Below are 15,036 nucleotides of genomic sequence, written 5' to 3' on the forward strand. Positions count from 1 at the left end.
TATGAGCTATCAACGTCCTACTATTCATCATCCCGAACTGCCAAAAAATGATCTCGGTTATGTAAGCCGTGATTACGAAGGTGCAATTTCAACCTTATGCGCAGGTTGTGGCCACGACTCGATCAGCGCCGCGGTTATTCAAGCGTGTTGGGAAATGTCGATTGAACCTCACCGTGTTGCAAAATTATCCGGCATTGGTTGTTCGTCAAAAACACCTACCTACTTCTTAGGCAAATCACACGGCTTCAACTCTGTGCATGGTCGTATGCCCTCCATCGCCACGGGCGCGAACTTAGCCAATCGTGATTTAATTTACATCGGCGTTTCCGGTGACGGCGATACCGCTTCTATCGGCATGGGACAATTCGCGCACGTGGTGCGTCGCAGTTTAAATATGTTATACATGGTAGAAAATAATGGTTGTTATGGTTTAACCAAAGGCCAAGATTCTGCTACTGCCGACATTGGTTCAAAAAGTAAAAAAGGCGTTGAAAATCTTTATTCGCCGATTGATCTAGTCAGCATCGCCATTCAACTCGGCGCAACGTTTGTAGGTCGTAGTTTTTCGGGCGACAAACAACAATTAATTCCATTGATCAAAGCCGCCGTATCGCATCATGGTTTTGCTTTCATTGATGTGATCTCACCGTGCGTCACCTTCAACAATAACGTGGGCTCTACTAAAAGTTACGACTACGTACGTGAACACGTTGAAGCTACCGGCACCGTCGACTTCGTACCTATGCGCAAAGAAATCACCACGCAATATGAAGCAGGCAAAACTCAAGAAGTTACCCTGCATGATGGCTCAACCATTCACTTACACAAAGCCGAAACCGGCCACGACATTCACGACCGTCAAGCTGCGTTAAACGCGATTGAAGATCAAAAACGTAAAGGCAGTTATTTAACTGGATTGTTATACATGGATCCAAACGCCGCTGATTTACATGAAATGATCAGCACCACCAACAAACCATTAAGCCAACTCACCGAAGCAGAACTCTGCCCAGGTTCAAAAGCGTTGGAAAACATCAACAACAGTTTGCGTTAAACAACAAACAATAGGCAATAAAACAAAAACCCGGCACTGCCGGGTTTTTTATGCGTGCGTAGTATTTACAATTAACGGGTATAAAACATCCATTTCAGGGAACGAATCTCCACACTAAACTTCTTACTTGTGTTCAATTAATTCATATTTGTTTATGACCTTGGAGATTTTTATGCGCACCCCCAAAATAGCATTGTTTTCTTTAGCTCTTTGTCTAGCACTGCCCTTAGCCGCTCAACCTGAAGAGCACGATCAAGATCGACGCATGGCTAAATTAACGCAAGAACTGCAACTAACCCCAGAGCAAGAAAAACAAGTTAAAGAAGCTTATAAAAAACACTTTGAGAAAATGAAAGTCTTACGCGAAGCACTTCGCACTGATTTGTCCGGCATTTTAAGCAAAGATCAAATGATAAAAATGGATGAAATGACAAAACAACGCGAAGCAAAAATGCGCAAGACAATACGCGAAGAAAGAAAAGAAGATCACAAGAATTAATTTCCGGCCAACAATTCTGTTATCTATCCAGTAGTGAAAATAGCACCATCTGACAGTTATCAACATTCAAAAGATAGCTGCCAGATCACGTTATCGAATGTGGCATCTAGCAATAAAAATATTTCACAAAGAGAAATGACGTTTTTTAGAAAAATCATTCGTCGCAATACGTTTTTTCCACACGAGCTACCCAATTATTTAAAAAGCTAATTCAACAAAACTTCATTTAACCGTAGCGAAATCACTTCATCTGCTTTTCGCAGTCCACGAACCATAGCCTCTTCTTTCGTGGTAGCCGGCACTTTAAAAGGCTCTGCAATGCGGTTAATCGTCACGGCATTTTCGTTCAAACTCAGCACCACTTCACCACGCAGCCAATACCACCCGTCTTTTTGCGTGATAGGTTCCATTTTAATATCTAAGGAAACTTGTAATGCAGCAGTGGGAGCTAGCTTTACACCTAATGCATTTAAACCAGCTTCCAGATTACTTTTATAAGCCATCGCCGCTTCTGTTACCGCAATGCTTACAACCACTTGCTCCAGCGCAAGGCGACGCTGATTCTCTAACGCGTTCACGGTATATTCTGCAGGATAAGCTAGGCCCTGCAAATTAACGATGCGCATTTTTTCTTGCAATGCTTCTCGATCAGGCATTAACTTTAACATGGCATTATAAAGCCGCGCCTTTTCTAAAGGCTGCGCACTGGCATTAGCGCGTCGAGCTAAATCTTCTAGCGCTTCATCAATTCCGCGCAATGCAGCGCGTAATTTATTGGCCGCTTGCGCACGCGAAATAATCGCTAGCGCATAATATTCTTGGGTCTTAGGATCGCGCCATTCGCGTGCAATGTTTACGCCTTCCATGGTTTGGGCGGCAATGCTATTGGTAAACATTTGCGCGGAACGTTCAACGCTTTCAGTTTTGTTATTAATATCTGTGTTTTGTTGTACTTGCAATACGTCACGACTTGCTGATGAAATCGTTACGCTAAAAATTTTTGCGGTATTAGCCATGGCACGATCTTTAGCTTTTTCAGCGGTATCTGCACTGCCGCTGGCGCTTAGATATTCTGCTTGAGGATAAACACTATTCGGATCATCTAACCAACTAGGACGTTCAGCACTCAAATTTGCGCAGGCTGCAATACAAGTAAGCATTAAAACTTTCAGAAAAATTATAATGATATACATTTAAAATATCCTCGCGGATTTTTCTGTTCGTATCGTATCAATCCCATTCGTATGGTCGTTGATTAATATAATGCTGGTATTTTTATTAATACGGACCATATGTTCACGCTGATAGGACATGCCATTCGGCATGGTGGATTTAATGATGACGCGATGCTCGCCTATTTCTATAGGCAAACGCGTGATTTGAATATTCATAGGTAAACTTTGCCAGCTGCGAGTGTCTGCGGTTTCGCTTACCAAATTAACGACTTGCGTCATCAAGCCTAATAAAGGATTGCGATCACCGACTTGATCGGCCACATTATATTTAACGACTGAACGCGCAATAATCCGCGCAATAATGCCCGCCATGCGCGCCTCCAGATTATTGCGCGCTAATTGATCGACGTTTTCTAACTCGACGGTTAACGCCGTTTGATCATCTAGCATTACGTCTGTGTTATTGACGCTAAAGGGGCGCGACCCATAATACGGCGCGGAGATGCGAATACTTTTACTTAACGTGGGGGCAAACACCATGCTGCTGTGTTGTTGCATGGCGCTAATAAGACCTTGATGATGCAACACCACCAATTCAGCAATATGCGGTTTATTCTCTTTAAGGAGACTTTTATTTTCTTTAGGTTTTTTATTTTCAATAAAGCCAAAAGCAGCGCGGTATTTTTTTAGCTCGTCATCACGATTCAGACGTTCACTTATTCGCAATAAATCACGCTGCAAAGGTTCGGGAGTAGATTGTTCATTAGCTTGGTAAATCTCGTAACTTTGTCGATAAGCGATCAATGCATCATTGAGTTCATTATTGGCTTCGTAAACAATACCCGCGAGATAACGCACAAATGCTGAAGCTTTAATGCCTTCAACATTATTACTTGTATTCCATTCTTGCATTTTGACATTGGCTTGCAGCATTTCTACGCGAGCGCCAGCCCAATCGCCTAAATCAATATAGTTCAGTGCTTTATAAGCATAAACATATAAACGTTCATAAGGCTGGCCAGCGTAACTACCGGTTTGATCATTGATTACTAATGTGCCAATATTTTCCGTAACGCTAAAGGATTCTAAATCGTCCATGTGACGCTTAGCTTTTTCTAAAGCCGTATTGCTGGCGGCAAGCTCTCCATTTAATCGCAACACTAAGCCCATATTCAAATCATACAACACGCGATCATCACCACTGGGTGGATGTGTGCGCAAGTAATCTAAGGCTTGAGAAGCATCGCCATTATTTAACAGCTGACGAAAATCTTGAGTGCGGGTGGAATAGCTAGCGCATGCGCTCAATGTTAGATTGAGTGCAGCCATTATTACTAGCCACAGAGATTTCTGCTGCAACATCACGAAGGCGGTTGAGGAAAATTACAAACGTACGCGTTTTTTAGAAACCGCTTTTTTGATTTTCTTTTGTCCTACCCAAACAATTTTATTATCTTTCAGGCTAATCAAGGTTAGATCAACTTGATAAAAACGCGTTTGTTCTTTAGCAACGGCATCGATGATGCTGTTGATGCTACCCTTTAACATAAAGTCGGCACCGATTTCTTGGCCTGCCGCTTTACGCGTCGCTTCTGTCGCGTGAATATCTTGTTCTTGACGTTCTTCACGTAACTCATTGCGTGAGTTTTTATTAGCAACAAAATCTACTTCGCCGGAATTAATTAAAGCACGCGCCATATCATTAACAAAGGTTTCAACATTGACGTGTTCGTGGCTTTTATTATCTATCGTGCCGACAATCACGGTTGGATTGCGGCGATTGCTATTAGTAAACTGCATCACCCACGGATGTGACAGCGCATCTTTAATCATTTCTTCAGCAACAAGGCGTGAATCGGTGTCGTTCCAATCACCGCTTAAATCGGTCGTTGAGTTAGCGTCGATACGCTCAACTTTGCCCGCGCAGCCGCTTAATCCGATGCTGAGCAAGCCTACCAAACCTATAATTGCAAACGCGTACTGATACTTACTGCCGTGTGTTGTTTGTTTCATCTTGATGCCTTTGCGATGCCGTGGGGATATTAGGAAGCCGAGCTTGTAGCACGATAAAATATTTAACGTAGAAACTCCACTATAACGATGAATTGATGCGCGGCATGCCGAAAAATTCCCATCCCTGCTGCTTCACGGTAAACTTGCCCGCCGTTATTGGGAAGCTGCTATGACCATCGTAATTGATACCTTAATTAAAGCGCGCTGGGTAATTCCCGTTGAACCCATTGGCGTGGTGCTCGAGCATCATGCACTGGTGCTGCAAAGTGGTCGTATTATCGATATTTTGCCCAGCGATGAAGCCGAACGCATGTATGTGGCGAGACACATTCACGATTTACCTCACCATGCGGTGTTGCCGGGTTTTATCAACGCGCACACCCATGTACCGATGACCTTATTTCGCGGCATGGCCGACGATTTACCCTTGATGGACTGGCTGCAAAACAAGATTTGGCCAGCTGAAGCGGAATGGGTAAAACCCGATTTTGTCGCCGATGGCGCTCGTTTGGGCATCGCCGAAATGCTGCGCGGCGGCACGACTTGTTTTGCTGATATGTATTTTTATCCTGAAATCGTCGCTCAAGTCGTACGTGATAGCGGTATCCGCGCTTGCCTCGGCACGCCGGTTTTAGATTTTCCCACCGCCTGGGCGCAAAACTCAGATGAGTACATTAGCAAGGGCTTGGCTTTACACGATGAAGTTCACAACGACGCACTGTTGACGACCTTGTTCGGTCCACATGCGCCTTATACGGTCTCTGACGAACCCTTTCGGAAATTGCTGACCTACGCCAACGAACTGGATATTCCTATTACTTGTCACGTGCACGAAACCGCGTTTGAAGTCGAACAAGCGGTGGCGCAAAGTGGCCAACGTCCATTGGCCCGTTTACATGCGCTCGGTTTATTGTCTAGCGGTTTTGCGGCGGTGCATATGACCACGCTCACTGATGAAGAAATTGCGTTGTTAGCGAGTACCGGCACACATGTGGTGCATTGCCCGGAATCAAATCTAAAATTAGCCAGCGGCTTTTGTCCGGTGGCAAAATTACTCGCGGCGGGCGTTAATGTTGCGCTAGGTACGGATGGCGCCGCCAGTAATAATGATTTAGATATGCTCGGCGAAATGCGCACTGCGGCGCTGTTAGCAAAAACCGTCGCACAAGATGCAACCGCAGTACCAGCCGCGCAAGCTTTACGCATGGCAACTTTAAATGGCGCTAAAGCATTAGGTTTAGGTGATATCACCGGCAGTTTGGAAGCAGGCAAAGCAGCCGATATTATCGCGATTAATTTAGATCATTTACGCACGCAACCACTGTACGATCCGATTTCTCAAATTGTGTATGCCGCCAGCAGCGATCAAGTATCCGATGTTTGGATTGCCGGCAAACACGTTTTACAAAATGCTCAACTCACAACGTTAGATGAAACTCAAATCAAACAACGCGCAAGTGAATGGCGAGCGCGCATTTACACGCCGGCGTAACGATTATGCACAACAATGTATTAGCAGAAGAACTCGCAAAATTTAGTCAACCGCTGGAAGAGTGGTGGGAATTAGACGGTGCGTTTAAAACGCTGCACGAAATTAATCCACTGCGTTTACAGTTTATTGCATCTCAAATGGGCATGCGCACCGGTTTTCACGGTTTGCGCATTTTAGATGTGGGTTGTGGTGGCGGAATTTTAAGCGAAGCCATGGCGTTGCAAGGTGCGCAAGTAACCGGCATCGATTTAGCGGAAGGCGCCTTACACGCGGCGCGAGAACACAGCAACGCTCTCATTCAACAACAAAATCTAAAACTTGATTATCAACTTGAAAGCGTAGAAACGCATAGTGTCACGCATGTTGCGCATTATGACGTGATTACCTGCATGGAAATGCTGGAACACGTCCCTGACCCGGCTGCGATTATTGTCGCGTGTGCGCAGGCGTTAAAACCCGGCGGTCATTTATTTTTATCTACGTTAAATCGCACACCCAAAGCTTTTTTACTCGCCATCATCGGCGCGGAATATTTATTATCTTTAGTGCCACGCGGCACGCACACTTATAATCAATTTATTCGTCCGGCTGAATTAAGTCGTGTCGTGCGTCAACAAGGTTTGCACGTACAACAACTGAGCGGTTTACATTACGATCCACTCACGCATATTCATCGTTTGAATAACGACGTGTCGGTTAATTATTTATTACACGCTGTTAAAGCCTCATGATTGATACTTTATTATTTGATCTTGACGGTACCTTAATTGATACCGCGCCTGACATGGTCGGCACGCTAAATTTTTTATTAGCTAAACATGGTCAAGCACCCTTGCCTTACGATATTGTCCGCGTACATGTTTCTCAAGGCAGCTTAGCCTTGGTAAAACTGGGTTTTGGTGATGCACTATCCGAAAATCAAATACGCACTTTGCAACAAGAATATTTGGATACTTATTTAGAACACATTTGCGATAGCTCTACCGTGTTTAGTCATGTTGCAGAATTAATGCCGCAGCTTGCAACTTTAGGTTTGCAATGGGGCATCGTTACCAATAAACCCGGTTGGCTCACCGATGCTTTGCTTAAAGCGATAAAATTACCCTGGCAACCACAATGTATCGTTAGCGGCGATACGTTGGCCGTACGCAAACCTCATCCAGAACCCTTATTACATGCGTGTAAATTAATTCAGCGTCAACCATCACAATGTGTATTTTTAGGCGATGACATTCGCGATGTGCAAGCGGGTAATGCAGCGGGCATTCCTACTTTAATCGCGTTGTATGGTTATATTGATGCAAACGAGCCCACCGATAGCTGGGGTGGCGCCGGTTATTTACACAAAGCTACCGATGTACTCGACTGGCTAAAACAACAATGAATATCGATTTATGGATAGGTATTGTTATCGGTTTATTAGCTGGCGGATTATTTGCTGCTTGGCGCGGCATGCAGCTAAAACATCAGCACTCTCTTGAACGCAGTCAACTAGAAGCTAAAATCACCGCACAAACCGATATCGCTCATCAATTTTCGCATTTATCAGCACAAGCTTTAAAAAACAATAACGACAATTTTTTAAAATTGGCTGAGGAAAATTTTCGCAAGCATGAAATCCAAGCAAAGCACGAATTAGACAAAAAAGAAAAATCTATCGAAGAATTATTAAAGCCCGTTAAAGAAGCGTTAGTTAAAACCGAAATTCAATTACGAGAAATTGAAAAAGATCGAAAACACAGTCTCGGCGCGGTTGAACAACATCTTAAAAGCGTGGCCGAAAGCCAAGCTAGATTACAACAAGAAACGCGTAATCTAGTTAATGCTTTACGCAAACCGCAAGTGCGTGGCCAATGGGGTGAAGCAACATTAAAACGTATCGCCGAATTATCTGGCATGGTGGAATATTGTGATTTTCACGAACAAATCAGCGTTGATTCCGAACAAGGTCGGCAACGACCAGATATGATTGTGCGCATGCCCGACCAACGTGAATTAATTGTCGACGCTAAAACACCGTTAGATGCTTATCTCAGCGCCATAGAAGCACAAACTGATGCTGATAAGCAGACGTTTTTATTAAAGCATGCCAGCAATATTCGCAGTCACATAAAAAGCTTAGCCAGCAAATCTTATTGGTCGCAATTTAAAAACTCGCCTGATTATGTAATCCTGTTTATTCCTGGCGAACAATTTTTATCAGCGGCATTAGAACAAGATTATGACTTAATGGATTACGCCTTGAGCAATCGCGTGATCTTAGCTACGCCGACTACACTCATTGCTTTATTACGCGCCGTTGCTTTTGGATGGCGTCAACAAGCGGTCGCCGCTAATGCAGAACACATTCAACAATTAGGCGTAGAACTATATAACCGCTTAAGCACTTTCACTGGCCACTTAAGCAAATTAGGTCGGCAATTACGCAGCAGCGTCGAAAGTTATAACAATAGCGTAGGTTCATTAGAAAACAGCGTATTACCCGGCGCACGTAAATTTACTGAACTGGGCGTTGAACAGAAAAAATCTTTAGAAGATTTAAGCAGTATCGATATCACGCCACGCTCTCCTATTAGTAATTTATCTGTGGATGATGAAAAATCCGTATAACTTATCTTGTTAAACATTATTAGCAACGATCTACCCACTTAGCCAAATTTATTTATAAACATATAGAGATTCTTAGAATGACGAACGAGCACAAAAAATTACAACAAGATCGCGTTATATTAGTTGCCGGCGCCGGCGATGGATTAGGTCGCACTCTAGCGCTGCAGTTAGCGAATGAAGGCGCGACGGTTTTATTGCTGGGTAAACACAAACATAAATTGAATCAAGTCTATGATCAAATTATTTCTAAGGGTGGCGCACAACCCGTAAGCATTCCCTTTGATTTAGAAAAACAGCCAGAAGCTGCGTATGGACAACTAGCCACTATGATTAACGAATCTTTTGGACGACTTGACGGGTTTGTTTACACGGCAACGTGGTTAGGCGCATTAACACCGGTGCGTTATTACGATCCTGGTGTGTGGCATAAAAGCATCCAAATAAATTTACACGCACCTTTTTATTTAGTGCGTTCTTTATACGAATTATTTATGCAAAGCGCGGCCGCGCGTTTAGTTTATGTCAGCCATGATTTTAATCAAAGCGCCTATTGGGGTGCTTATGGCGCAGCAAAAATGGGGATGGAAAATTTATTTAAAAGTATCGCCGCAGAAAATCAAAACACTCAGTTAACAGCGAATATTTTTCGTCCAGGTGCCATGCAAACACCAACACAATCACATGGCTATCCTGGTTTAGATCAAACCCTATTGCCCACGGCTGATGTTATCGCTGCGCAATTATTGCCTTTATTACTTAGCACACACACAAACAATGGACACATTATTAGCGCACAGGCAGCGGAATTAAAGACCGTACAGAACACGCATTAACTTTTTCCAGTTAACACGATTTTTATTTAAGCAAAACCTGCTTGTAAATCTTTAATAATATCTTCCGCAGTTTCTAAACCTACGGCGATTCTAATTAAACCTTCAGTAATACCTGCGGCGGTTTTTTCTTCTGGGCTTAGTTTAGCGTGCGTCGTTGTTGCGGGATGAGTGATAGTAGTTTTTGCATCACCTAAGTTCGCTGTAATCGACAGCATACTGGTGCTGTCAATGACTCGCCAAGCCGCGTCACGCCCGCCTTTCATTTCAAAAGAAACAATGCCACCAAAACCACTTTGTTGTTGTTTGGCTAACTCATGTTGTGGATGCGATCGCAAGCCAGGATAAAACACGCGGCTTATTTGCGGCTGCGTTTCTAGCCATTGCGCAACTTGCAAGGCATTATGACTATGCGCCTCCATCCGAATGCGCAACGTTTCCATGCCATTAATAAAAACCCAAGCATTAAACGGACTCATGCTAGGCCCTGCCGTGCGCAAAAATCCAAAAATCGTTTCGCCTACTATTTTTGCAGAACCGACGACCGCGCCGCCAATAGCACGACCTTGACCATCTAAATATTTAGTGGCCGAATGAATCACAATATCTGCACCTAATGTTAATGGCTTTTGCAAAGCGGGCGAGCAAAAGCAATTATCCACTACTAACAAGCAACCATACTCATGCGCAAGATTCGCTAATGCACGCACATCCGCGATTTCAGTCAAAGGATTAGAAGGCGTTTCAAGATACAAAAATTTAGTGTTTTTTCGAATCGCTTTGCGCCACGCGTCAAGATCAATCAACGGCACATAACTGACTTCAATGCCGTAGCGCGGCAAATATTTATTAAACCATTGCGCAGTAGCGCCGAATACGCCACGCGAACTAACAATATGATCACCTTGTTGCAATAAGGCCAAACAAGTTGAACTAATGGCCGACATGCCAGAAGCAAATGCTACACAGCTCTCACCTTCTTCTAATATGGCTAAGCGTTTTTGAAACGCGGTAATCGTAGGATTACTAAAGCGTGAATAAACATAGCCACTTTCCACGCCGGAAAAACGATTCGCGGCTTGTTCAGCTGAATCAAATACAAAACTAGACGTTGTATAAATAATTTCAGAATGCTCGCCAAACTGACTGCGCACTTGTCCAGCACGCACCGAGCGGGTATCAAACCCCCATTGACTTTCAATTTCTTGCTGTTCTTTTTCAGACATTTTTTTCATCCTACACAAACAAAAAAACCTGCTTAGCGAAGCAGGTTTTGAAATGTGACCAACCTTGCTTTAGCTGCATTTTTATTGCGCCCGCAAGCTGAAATTTATCAAATCGGCGCCACAGGAAAGTAGCGCAGATAAACCCTGAAGTCAACTCGCTGCGCTATTTTGGAACCGGCAATATTTGCAATATTCGCAATTTTTTTGCTTCTGAAGCAATTTCATATGCGCGTCGTTGCACATAAGGTGACGGCCTCTTTAGCCGCAAACGTTTAGGATTAGGCAAAACGGCGGCCATTAATGCGGCTTGATGCACACTCAAATATTTTGCGCGTACATGAAATACGTTACGCGCAGCCGCTTCTGCGCCAAAAGTACAAGGCGCGAATTCGGCAATATTAATATAAATTTCTAAAATGCGACGCTTGCTTAAAGTTGTTTCAGCAATTACTGTTAAATAAACTTCCAAACCTTTACGCAGCCAACTTTTACCTGGCCATAAAAATAAATTCTTCACCATTTGCTGAGTAATGGTACTAGCGCCGTGCCGCGTTTTACCACGTCGCCGACGTTCTTCCATTGCATCTTGAATAGACTCAAGATCAAAACCTTGATGCTCAAAAAATTTTTGATCTTCAGAGGTTAACACTGACCATTTAACATGTGCCGCAATCTCTTCATAATCTGACCATTGATAATAAATTTTTTCGCAAGGCTCGCGCTCCATAAACCAACCATGTTGTTGCAAAAACATAAAACTGCTACCCAATGGATTAATCCAACGCAAACTCGTCATGATTGCGATGGGCAACAACAAAGAAAATAAGACACAAAAAAATAGCCAATTGGCTATACGACGAACACTCATTGCATTAATTCCTGATTTTTTTAATTGTCGCTGGTAATCATAACTAGCAGTCCCTGCTCTACTTCGGAAAACAATTTAATGACATCTTGATTGCGCATGCGTATGCAACCAATAGAAGCAGGACGACCAATCAAACCTTCTTCTGCGGTGCCATGGATGTAAATATAACGCGAGTGAGAATCAACCTGCCCGCCTTGATTGTAACCAGGCTCTAATCCACTTAACCATAAAATACGCGACGTAATATAGTCTTTGTCCAAGGCGATCGCGTCTTGGCAAATCGGCGCCAAATCTCCCGTAGCTTGTCGCGCTTTTAATATTTCTCCTGAGCTACACTCGGCGCCTAATTTTTCTGCAATGTGATGCAGGCCTAAAGGGGTTTTAAAACTATCTTGCAGATTTCCCACACCGTAACGTGATGTGGATATCGCGTACTGCTGAACGACTTGTTTAGCATCAATTAGATACAAACACTGCTCAGCAACGTTAATCCAAATAAATCGAGACGCAGAACTGCCTGTTTTTTCTGTAACAGCGTGTATGACTTTTTCAAGTCCAAGCGATTGCGGATTTTCATTCACTGCCAAAAACTCAAAGATCGGTATCTTCAATCATAGCCAACGCTTCATTATGCGCTTTAGCTTTGTCATTTCGACGATGCTCTAAACTAGCGAAATAAGCAGCATCCACATCCGCTGTAATATATTCACCATTAAAACAAGAGCAATCAAATTGCTCCAATGTTGGACTGCCAAATTTTACGGCTTCGATTAAGTCGTCTAAATCTTGGTAAATTAATTTATCCGCACCAATAGCTTCAGCAATTTCAACTTCAGTTCGATTGTGTGCAATAAATTCTTGTGCTGCTGGCATATCAATGCCGTATACATTGGGATAACGCACCGGTGGCGCCGCCGAGGCCATGTACACTTTGCGTGCACCTGCTTCCCGCGCCATTTGAATAATCTGCTGTGAAGTGGTGCCGCGCACAATCGAGTCATCAACTAATAAAACATTTTTACCTTTAAATTCTAAACCAATGGGATTTAATTTCTGTCGCACGGATTTAGTACGCTCTACTTGACCAGGCATAATAAAAGTACGACCAATATAACGATTTTTAATAAAACCTTCGCGATAATCTAAATCAAGATGCAAAGCCAATTCTAGTGCAGAGGTGCGACTGGTATCAGGAATAGGAATCACCACATCAATATCATGATCTGGCCATACGCGCATAATTTTTGATGCGAGTTTTTCGCCCATGCGCATGCGCGCATGATGCACTGATACGCCGTCGATAATGCTGTCAGGACGCGCAAAATAAACGAATTCAAATATACAGTTTGTGCGTGTTGTATGTTCCGCACATTGACGCGTAAATACTTGGCCTTTTTTATCAATAAAAACAGCTTCGCCGGGTTCAATGTCTCGGACAATTTTAAAGCCATTGCCTTCTAACGCGACGCTTTCAGAGGCGATCATATATTCAGTGCCATGCGCGGTGTCGCGTTTACCGTAAACCAAAGGGCGGATGCCATCTGGATCGCGAAAACCTAAAACGCCTCGCCCGGTAATTAAAGCAACAACGGCATAACCACCTTTAACGCGGCGATGCACACCTGCTACGGCATAAAATACATCGTCTTCACTCATGCTGGCTTTGCTGTATTTTTGCATTTCATGCGCAAATACATTTAACAAAATTTCCGAGTCAGACGAAGTATTAATATGTCGTAGGTCTTCTTGAAATAATTCAGCGTGCAAATCATCGGCATTGGTTAAATTACCGTTATGACCCAATGCAATACCAAAAGGTGAATTCACATAAAATGGTTGTGCTTCGGTCGACGTTTTAGCATGTCCTGCGGTGGGATACCGTACATGCGCAATGCCCATGCTACCTTCTAAACGTTCCATATGACGTTGTTGAAATACGTCACGCACTAAACCTAAGGATTTACGCATGAATAATTTACCATCGTAATTACAGGTTACGATGCCCGCTGCATCTTGACCACGGTGTTGCAACAAAATCAGACTGTCGTACAACATCTGATTAACCGGACCACTATTTGCAGTTCCGATAACACCGACAACGCCACACATGCTAATTCGCCTTTTGAACGGAGTAAATTAAACTAAAATATATTGCGCAATATCACTCGGCATTACATTTTTCAACCAATGTAACAACGTCGTAAAATAAGGTAATAAACTTGATTCTTGCCACCAGCTCGCGTGATGAATATTACTAAATACACCGCACATAACTAAAATCGAAATAACAATCACGCCGCGTAATAAACCAAACACAATACCGATACTACGATCTATACCTTGCAGATGTGACGCTTGCAATAAACCCATCATTAAAAAAGTGATTAAACCACCCGCCACCATACTCAGCACAAACAAAATAGCCATCGCAATGGCAATTCGAAATTGCGGAGTTTCAATACTGTCGGACAACATCGGCGCTAATTTGCCGGCTAAAGTAATCGATAATACCGACGCCATAATCCAGGTAGCTAATGATAACGCTTCGCGAGTAAAGCCACGGAATGCGCCTATCCCAATTGAGATTAGCATTACTAATACAATGGTAATATCAATCCACGCAAAACCCATCACTATTAGTTACTCATCATTCGTTACCATGCCACGATAACCTTTGCTCTGTAATTGTTTTAGCAAATTATCCGCTTTTGCACGGTCCGTTACTGGCCCCACACGCACACGATAAATAATGCCGGTAGTACCTTTTAATTTTGCGATAGCACTTTTATATTGTTGCTGTTGCAATTTATCTTTCAACACTTGCGCGTTCGCTTGTTTACCAAAGCTACCGACTTGTACCCACCAACGCGGTGCTGCTTTAGTTTCTTTGATGACAGGCTTAGGCGGTGTTTTTTGAATGGTCGCAGCAACGGTTGCAGTAGCTGCCGGCAAGCGCGCTTGCAATTCATTTTGTGTCGCTAACACGGTGTCTTCCGCGGTAACACCCAGCTCAGCTTGCAAAGCAGGCAATGTTTCAGTTAACGCCGGCGGCGGCACAATTTCTGGAATGGGTTCTTGTTCGGCCAAACGATCACGTACGGTTATATTAGGCTCGTCTGGGATTTGCGAGGTTTTGCTGAGCCAGGCCTGTTTATCGGACTGATCAAACAACATGGGAATGAAAATAACACCGAGTGCGACCAAGACGATGGCGCCGACCAAACGTTGTTGTACTTGACGTTCCATGGCCTGCTCACTGCGAGATATTA

General features: G+C 43.5%; 16 protein-coding genes. 7 read left to right on the forward strand and 9 right to left on the reverse strand.

Going from position 1 to position 15,036, the window contains the following annotated elements; translation table 11 throughout:
* Nucleotide 1: 1 nt before the first annotated feature.
* Both H0W44_05005 and H0W44_05010 read left to right on the forward strand, forming a co-directional pair.
* Nucleotides 2-1,054: a 2-oxoacid:ferredoxin oxidoreductase subunit beta gene (locus H0W44_05005; protein MBA3581796.1), complete on the forward strand. Its 1,053-nt coding sequence runs from the start codon at nucleotides 2-4 to the stop codon at nucleotides 1,052-1,054.
* Between the two features lie 172 nt (nucleotides 1,055-1,226).
* Complete coding sequence (locus H0W44_05010) at nucleotides 1,227-1,553, forward strand: hypothetical protein (protein ID MBA3581797.1); 327 nt, start codon at nucleotides 1,227-1,229, stop codon at nucleotides 1,551-1,553.
* Between the two features lie 206 nt (nucleotides 1,554-1,759).
* Here H0W44_05010 and H0W44_05015 read toward each other — a convergent pair whose 3' ends face one another.
* The 3 genes from H0W44_05015 to H0W44_05025 are packed head-to-tail and all read right to left on the reverse strand — an operon-like array spanning nucleotide 1,760 to nucleotide 4,741.
* A complete protein-coding gene (locus H0W44_05015) occupies nucleotides 1,760-2,746 on the reverse strand; it encodes an LPP20 family lipoprotein (GenBank protein MBA3581798.1) in 987 nt (328 codons plus the stop codon).
* Nucleotides 2,747-4,057: a hypothetical protein gene (locus tag H0W44_05020; protein ID MBA3581799.1), complete on the reverse strand. Its 1,311-nt coding sequence runs from the start codon at nucleotides 4,055-4,057 to the stop codon at nucleotides 2,747-2,749.
* A 54-nt stretch (nucleotides 4,058-4,111) separates the two neighbouring features.
* Nucleotides 4,112-4,741, reverse strand: coding sequence for a penicillin-binding protein activator LpoB (locus H0W44_05025; protein ID MBA3581800.1), 630 nt, complete (start codon nucleotides 4,739-4,741; stop codon nucleotides 4,112-4,114).
* A gap of 175 nt (nucleotides 4,742-4,916) precedes the next feature.
* Between H0W44_05025 and H0W44_05030 the strand changes: the two genes are divergently transcribed.
* The 5 genes from H0W44_05030 to H0W44_05050 all read left to right on the forward strand — a co-directional run bounded on the left by H0W44_05030 (nucleotide 4,917) and on the right by H0W44_05050 (nucleotide 9,676).
* Nucleotides 4,917-6,233, forward strand: coding sequence for a TRZ/ATZ family hydrolase (locus tag H0W44_05030; protein MBA3581801.1), 1,317 nt, complete (start codon nucleotides 4,917-4,919; stop codon nucleotides 6,231-6,233).
* Nucleotides 6,234-6,238: 5 nt separating this feature from the next.
* Nucleotides 6,239-6,964, forward strand: coding sequence for a bifunctional 2-polyprenyl-6-hydroxyphenol methylase/3-demethylubiquinol 3-O-methyltransferase UbiG (gene ubiG / locus H0W44_05035; protein MBA3581802.1), 726 nt, complete (start codon nucleotides 6,239-6,241; stop codon nucleotides 6,962-6,964).
* Complete coding sequence (locus H0W44_05040; GenBank protein ID MBA3581803.1) at nucleotides 6,961-7,617, forward strand: HAD-IA family hydrolase; 657 nt, start codon at nucleotides 6,961-6,963, stop codon at nucleotides 7,615-7,617. The genes ubiG and H0W44_05040 overlap by 4 nt, the downstream gene beginning before the upstream one ends.
* Nucleotides 7,614-8,843, forward strand: coding sequence for a DNA recombination protein RmuC (locus H0W44_05045; protein MBA3581804.1), 1,230 nt, complete (start codon nucleotides 7,614-7,616; stop codon nucleotides 8,841-8,843). Before H0W44_05040 ends, H0W44_05045 begins: the two co-directional genes overlap by 4 nt.
* A gap of 77 nt (nucleotides 8,844-8,920) precedes the next feature.
* Nucleotides 8,921-9,676, forward strand: a complete 756-nt coding sequence (locus tag H0W44_05050) for an SDR family NAD(P)-dependent oxidoreductase (GenBank protein ID MBA3581805.1) — start codon at nucleotides 8,921-8,923, stop codon at nucleotides 9,674-9,676.
* A 26-nt stretch (nucleotides 9,677-9,702) separates the two neighbouring features.
* On the opposite strand, the gene H0W44_05055 is transcribed toward H0W44_05050, so the two are convergent.
* The 6 genes from H0W44_05055 to H0W44_05080 all read right to left on the reverse strand — a co-directional run bounded on the left by H0W44_05055 (nucleotide 9,703) and on the right by H0W44_05080 (nucleotide 15,013).
* Entirely contained in the window at nucleotides 9,703-10,899 is a 1,197-nt protein-coding gene (locus H0W44_05055) for an O-succinylhomoserine sulfhydrylase (GenBank protein MBA3581806.1), read from the reverse strand.
* Nucleotides 10,900-11,062: 163 nt separating this feature from the next.
* Nucleotides 11,063-11,767 carry a monofunctional biosynthetic peptidoglycan transglycosylase gene (gene mtgA / locus H0W44_05060; protein MBA3581807.1) on the reverse strand — a complete coding sequence of 235 codons (705 nt, stop codon included), beginning with the start codon at nucleotides 11,765-11,767 and terminating at the stop codon, nucleotides 11,063-11,065.
* 20 nt (nucleotides 11,768-11,787) lie between these two features.
* The gene (locus tag H0W44_05065; GenBank protein ID MBA3581808.1) at nucleotides 11,788-12,348 is read right to left on the reverse strand and encodes a L,D-transpeptidase; all 561 of its coding nucleotides are present in this window, start codon (nucleotides 12,346-12,348) and stop codon (nucleotides 11,788-11,790) included.
* Between the two features lie 10 nt (nucleotides 12,349-12,358).
* Entirely contained in the window at nucleotides 12,359-13,876 is a 1,518-nt protein-coding gene (gene purF / locus H0W44_05070) for an amidophosphoribosyltransferase (GenBank protein MBA3581809.1), read from the reverse strand.
* Between the two features lie 27 nt (nucleotides 13,877-13,903).
* The gene (locus H0W44_05075) at nucleotides 13,904-14,401 is read right to left on the reverse strand and encodes a CvpA family protein (GenBank protein MBA3581810.1); all 498 of its coding nucleotides are present in this window, start codon (nucleotides 14,399-14,401) and stop codon (nucleotides 13,904-13,906) included.
* A 6-nt stretch (nucleotides 14,402-14,407) separates the two neighbouring features.
* Nucleotides 14,408-15,013, reverse strand: coding sequence for an SPOR domain-containing protein (locus tag H0W44_05080; GenBank protein MBA3581811.1), 606 nt, complete (start codon nucleotides 15,011-15,013; stop codon nucleotides 14,408-14,410).
* Nucleotides 15,014-15,036 lie beyond the last annotated feature (23 nt).

Source organism: Gammaproteobacteria bacterium (assembly GCA_013817245.1).
Lineage (GTDB): Bacteria > Pseudomonadota > Gammaproteobacteria > HTCC5015 > HTCC5015 > JACDDA01.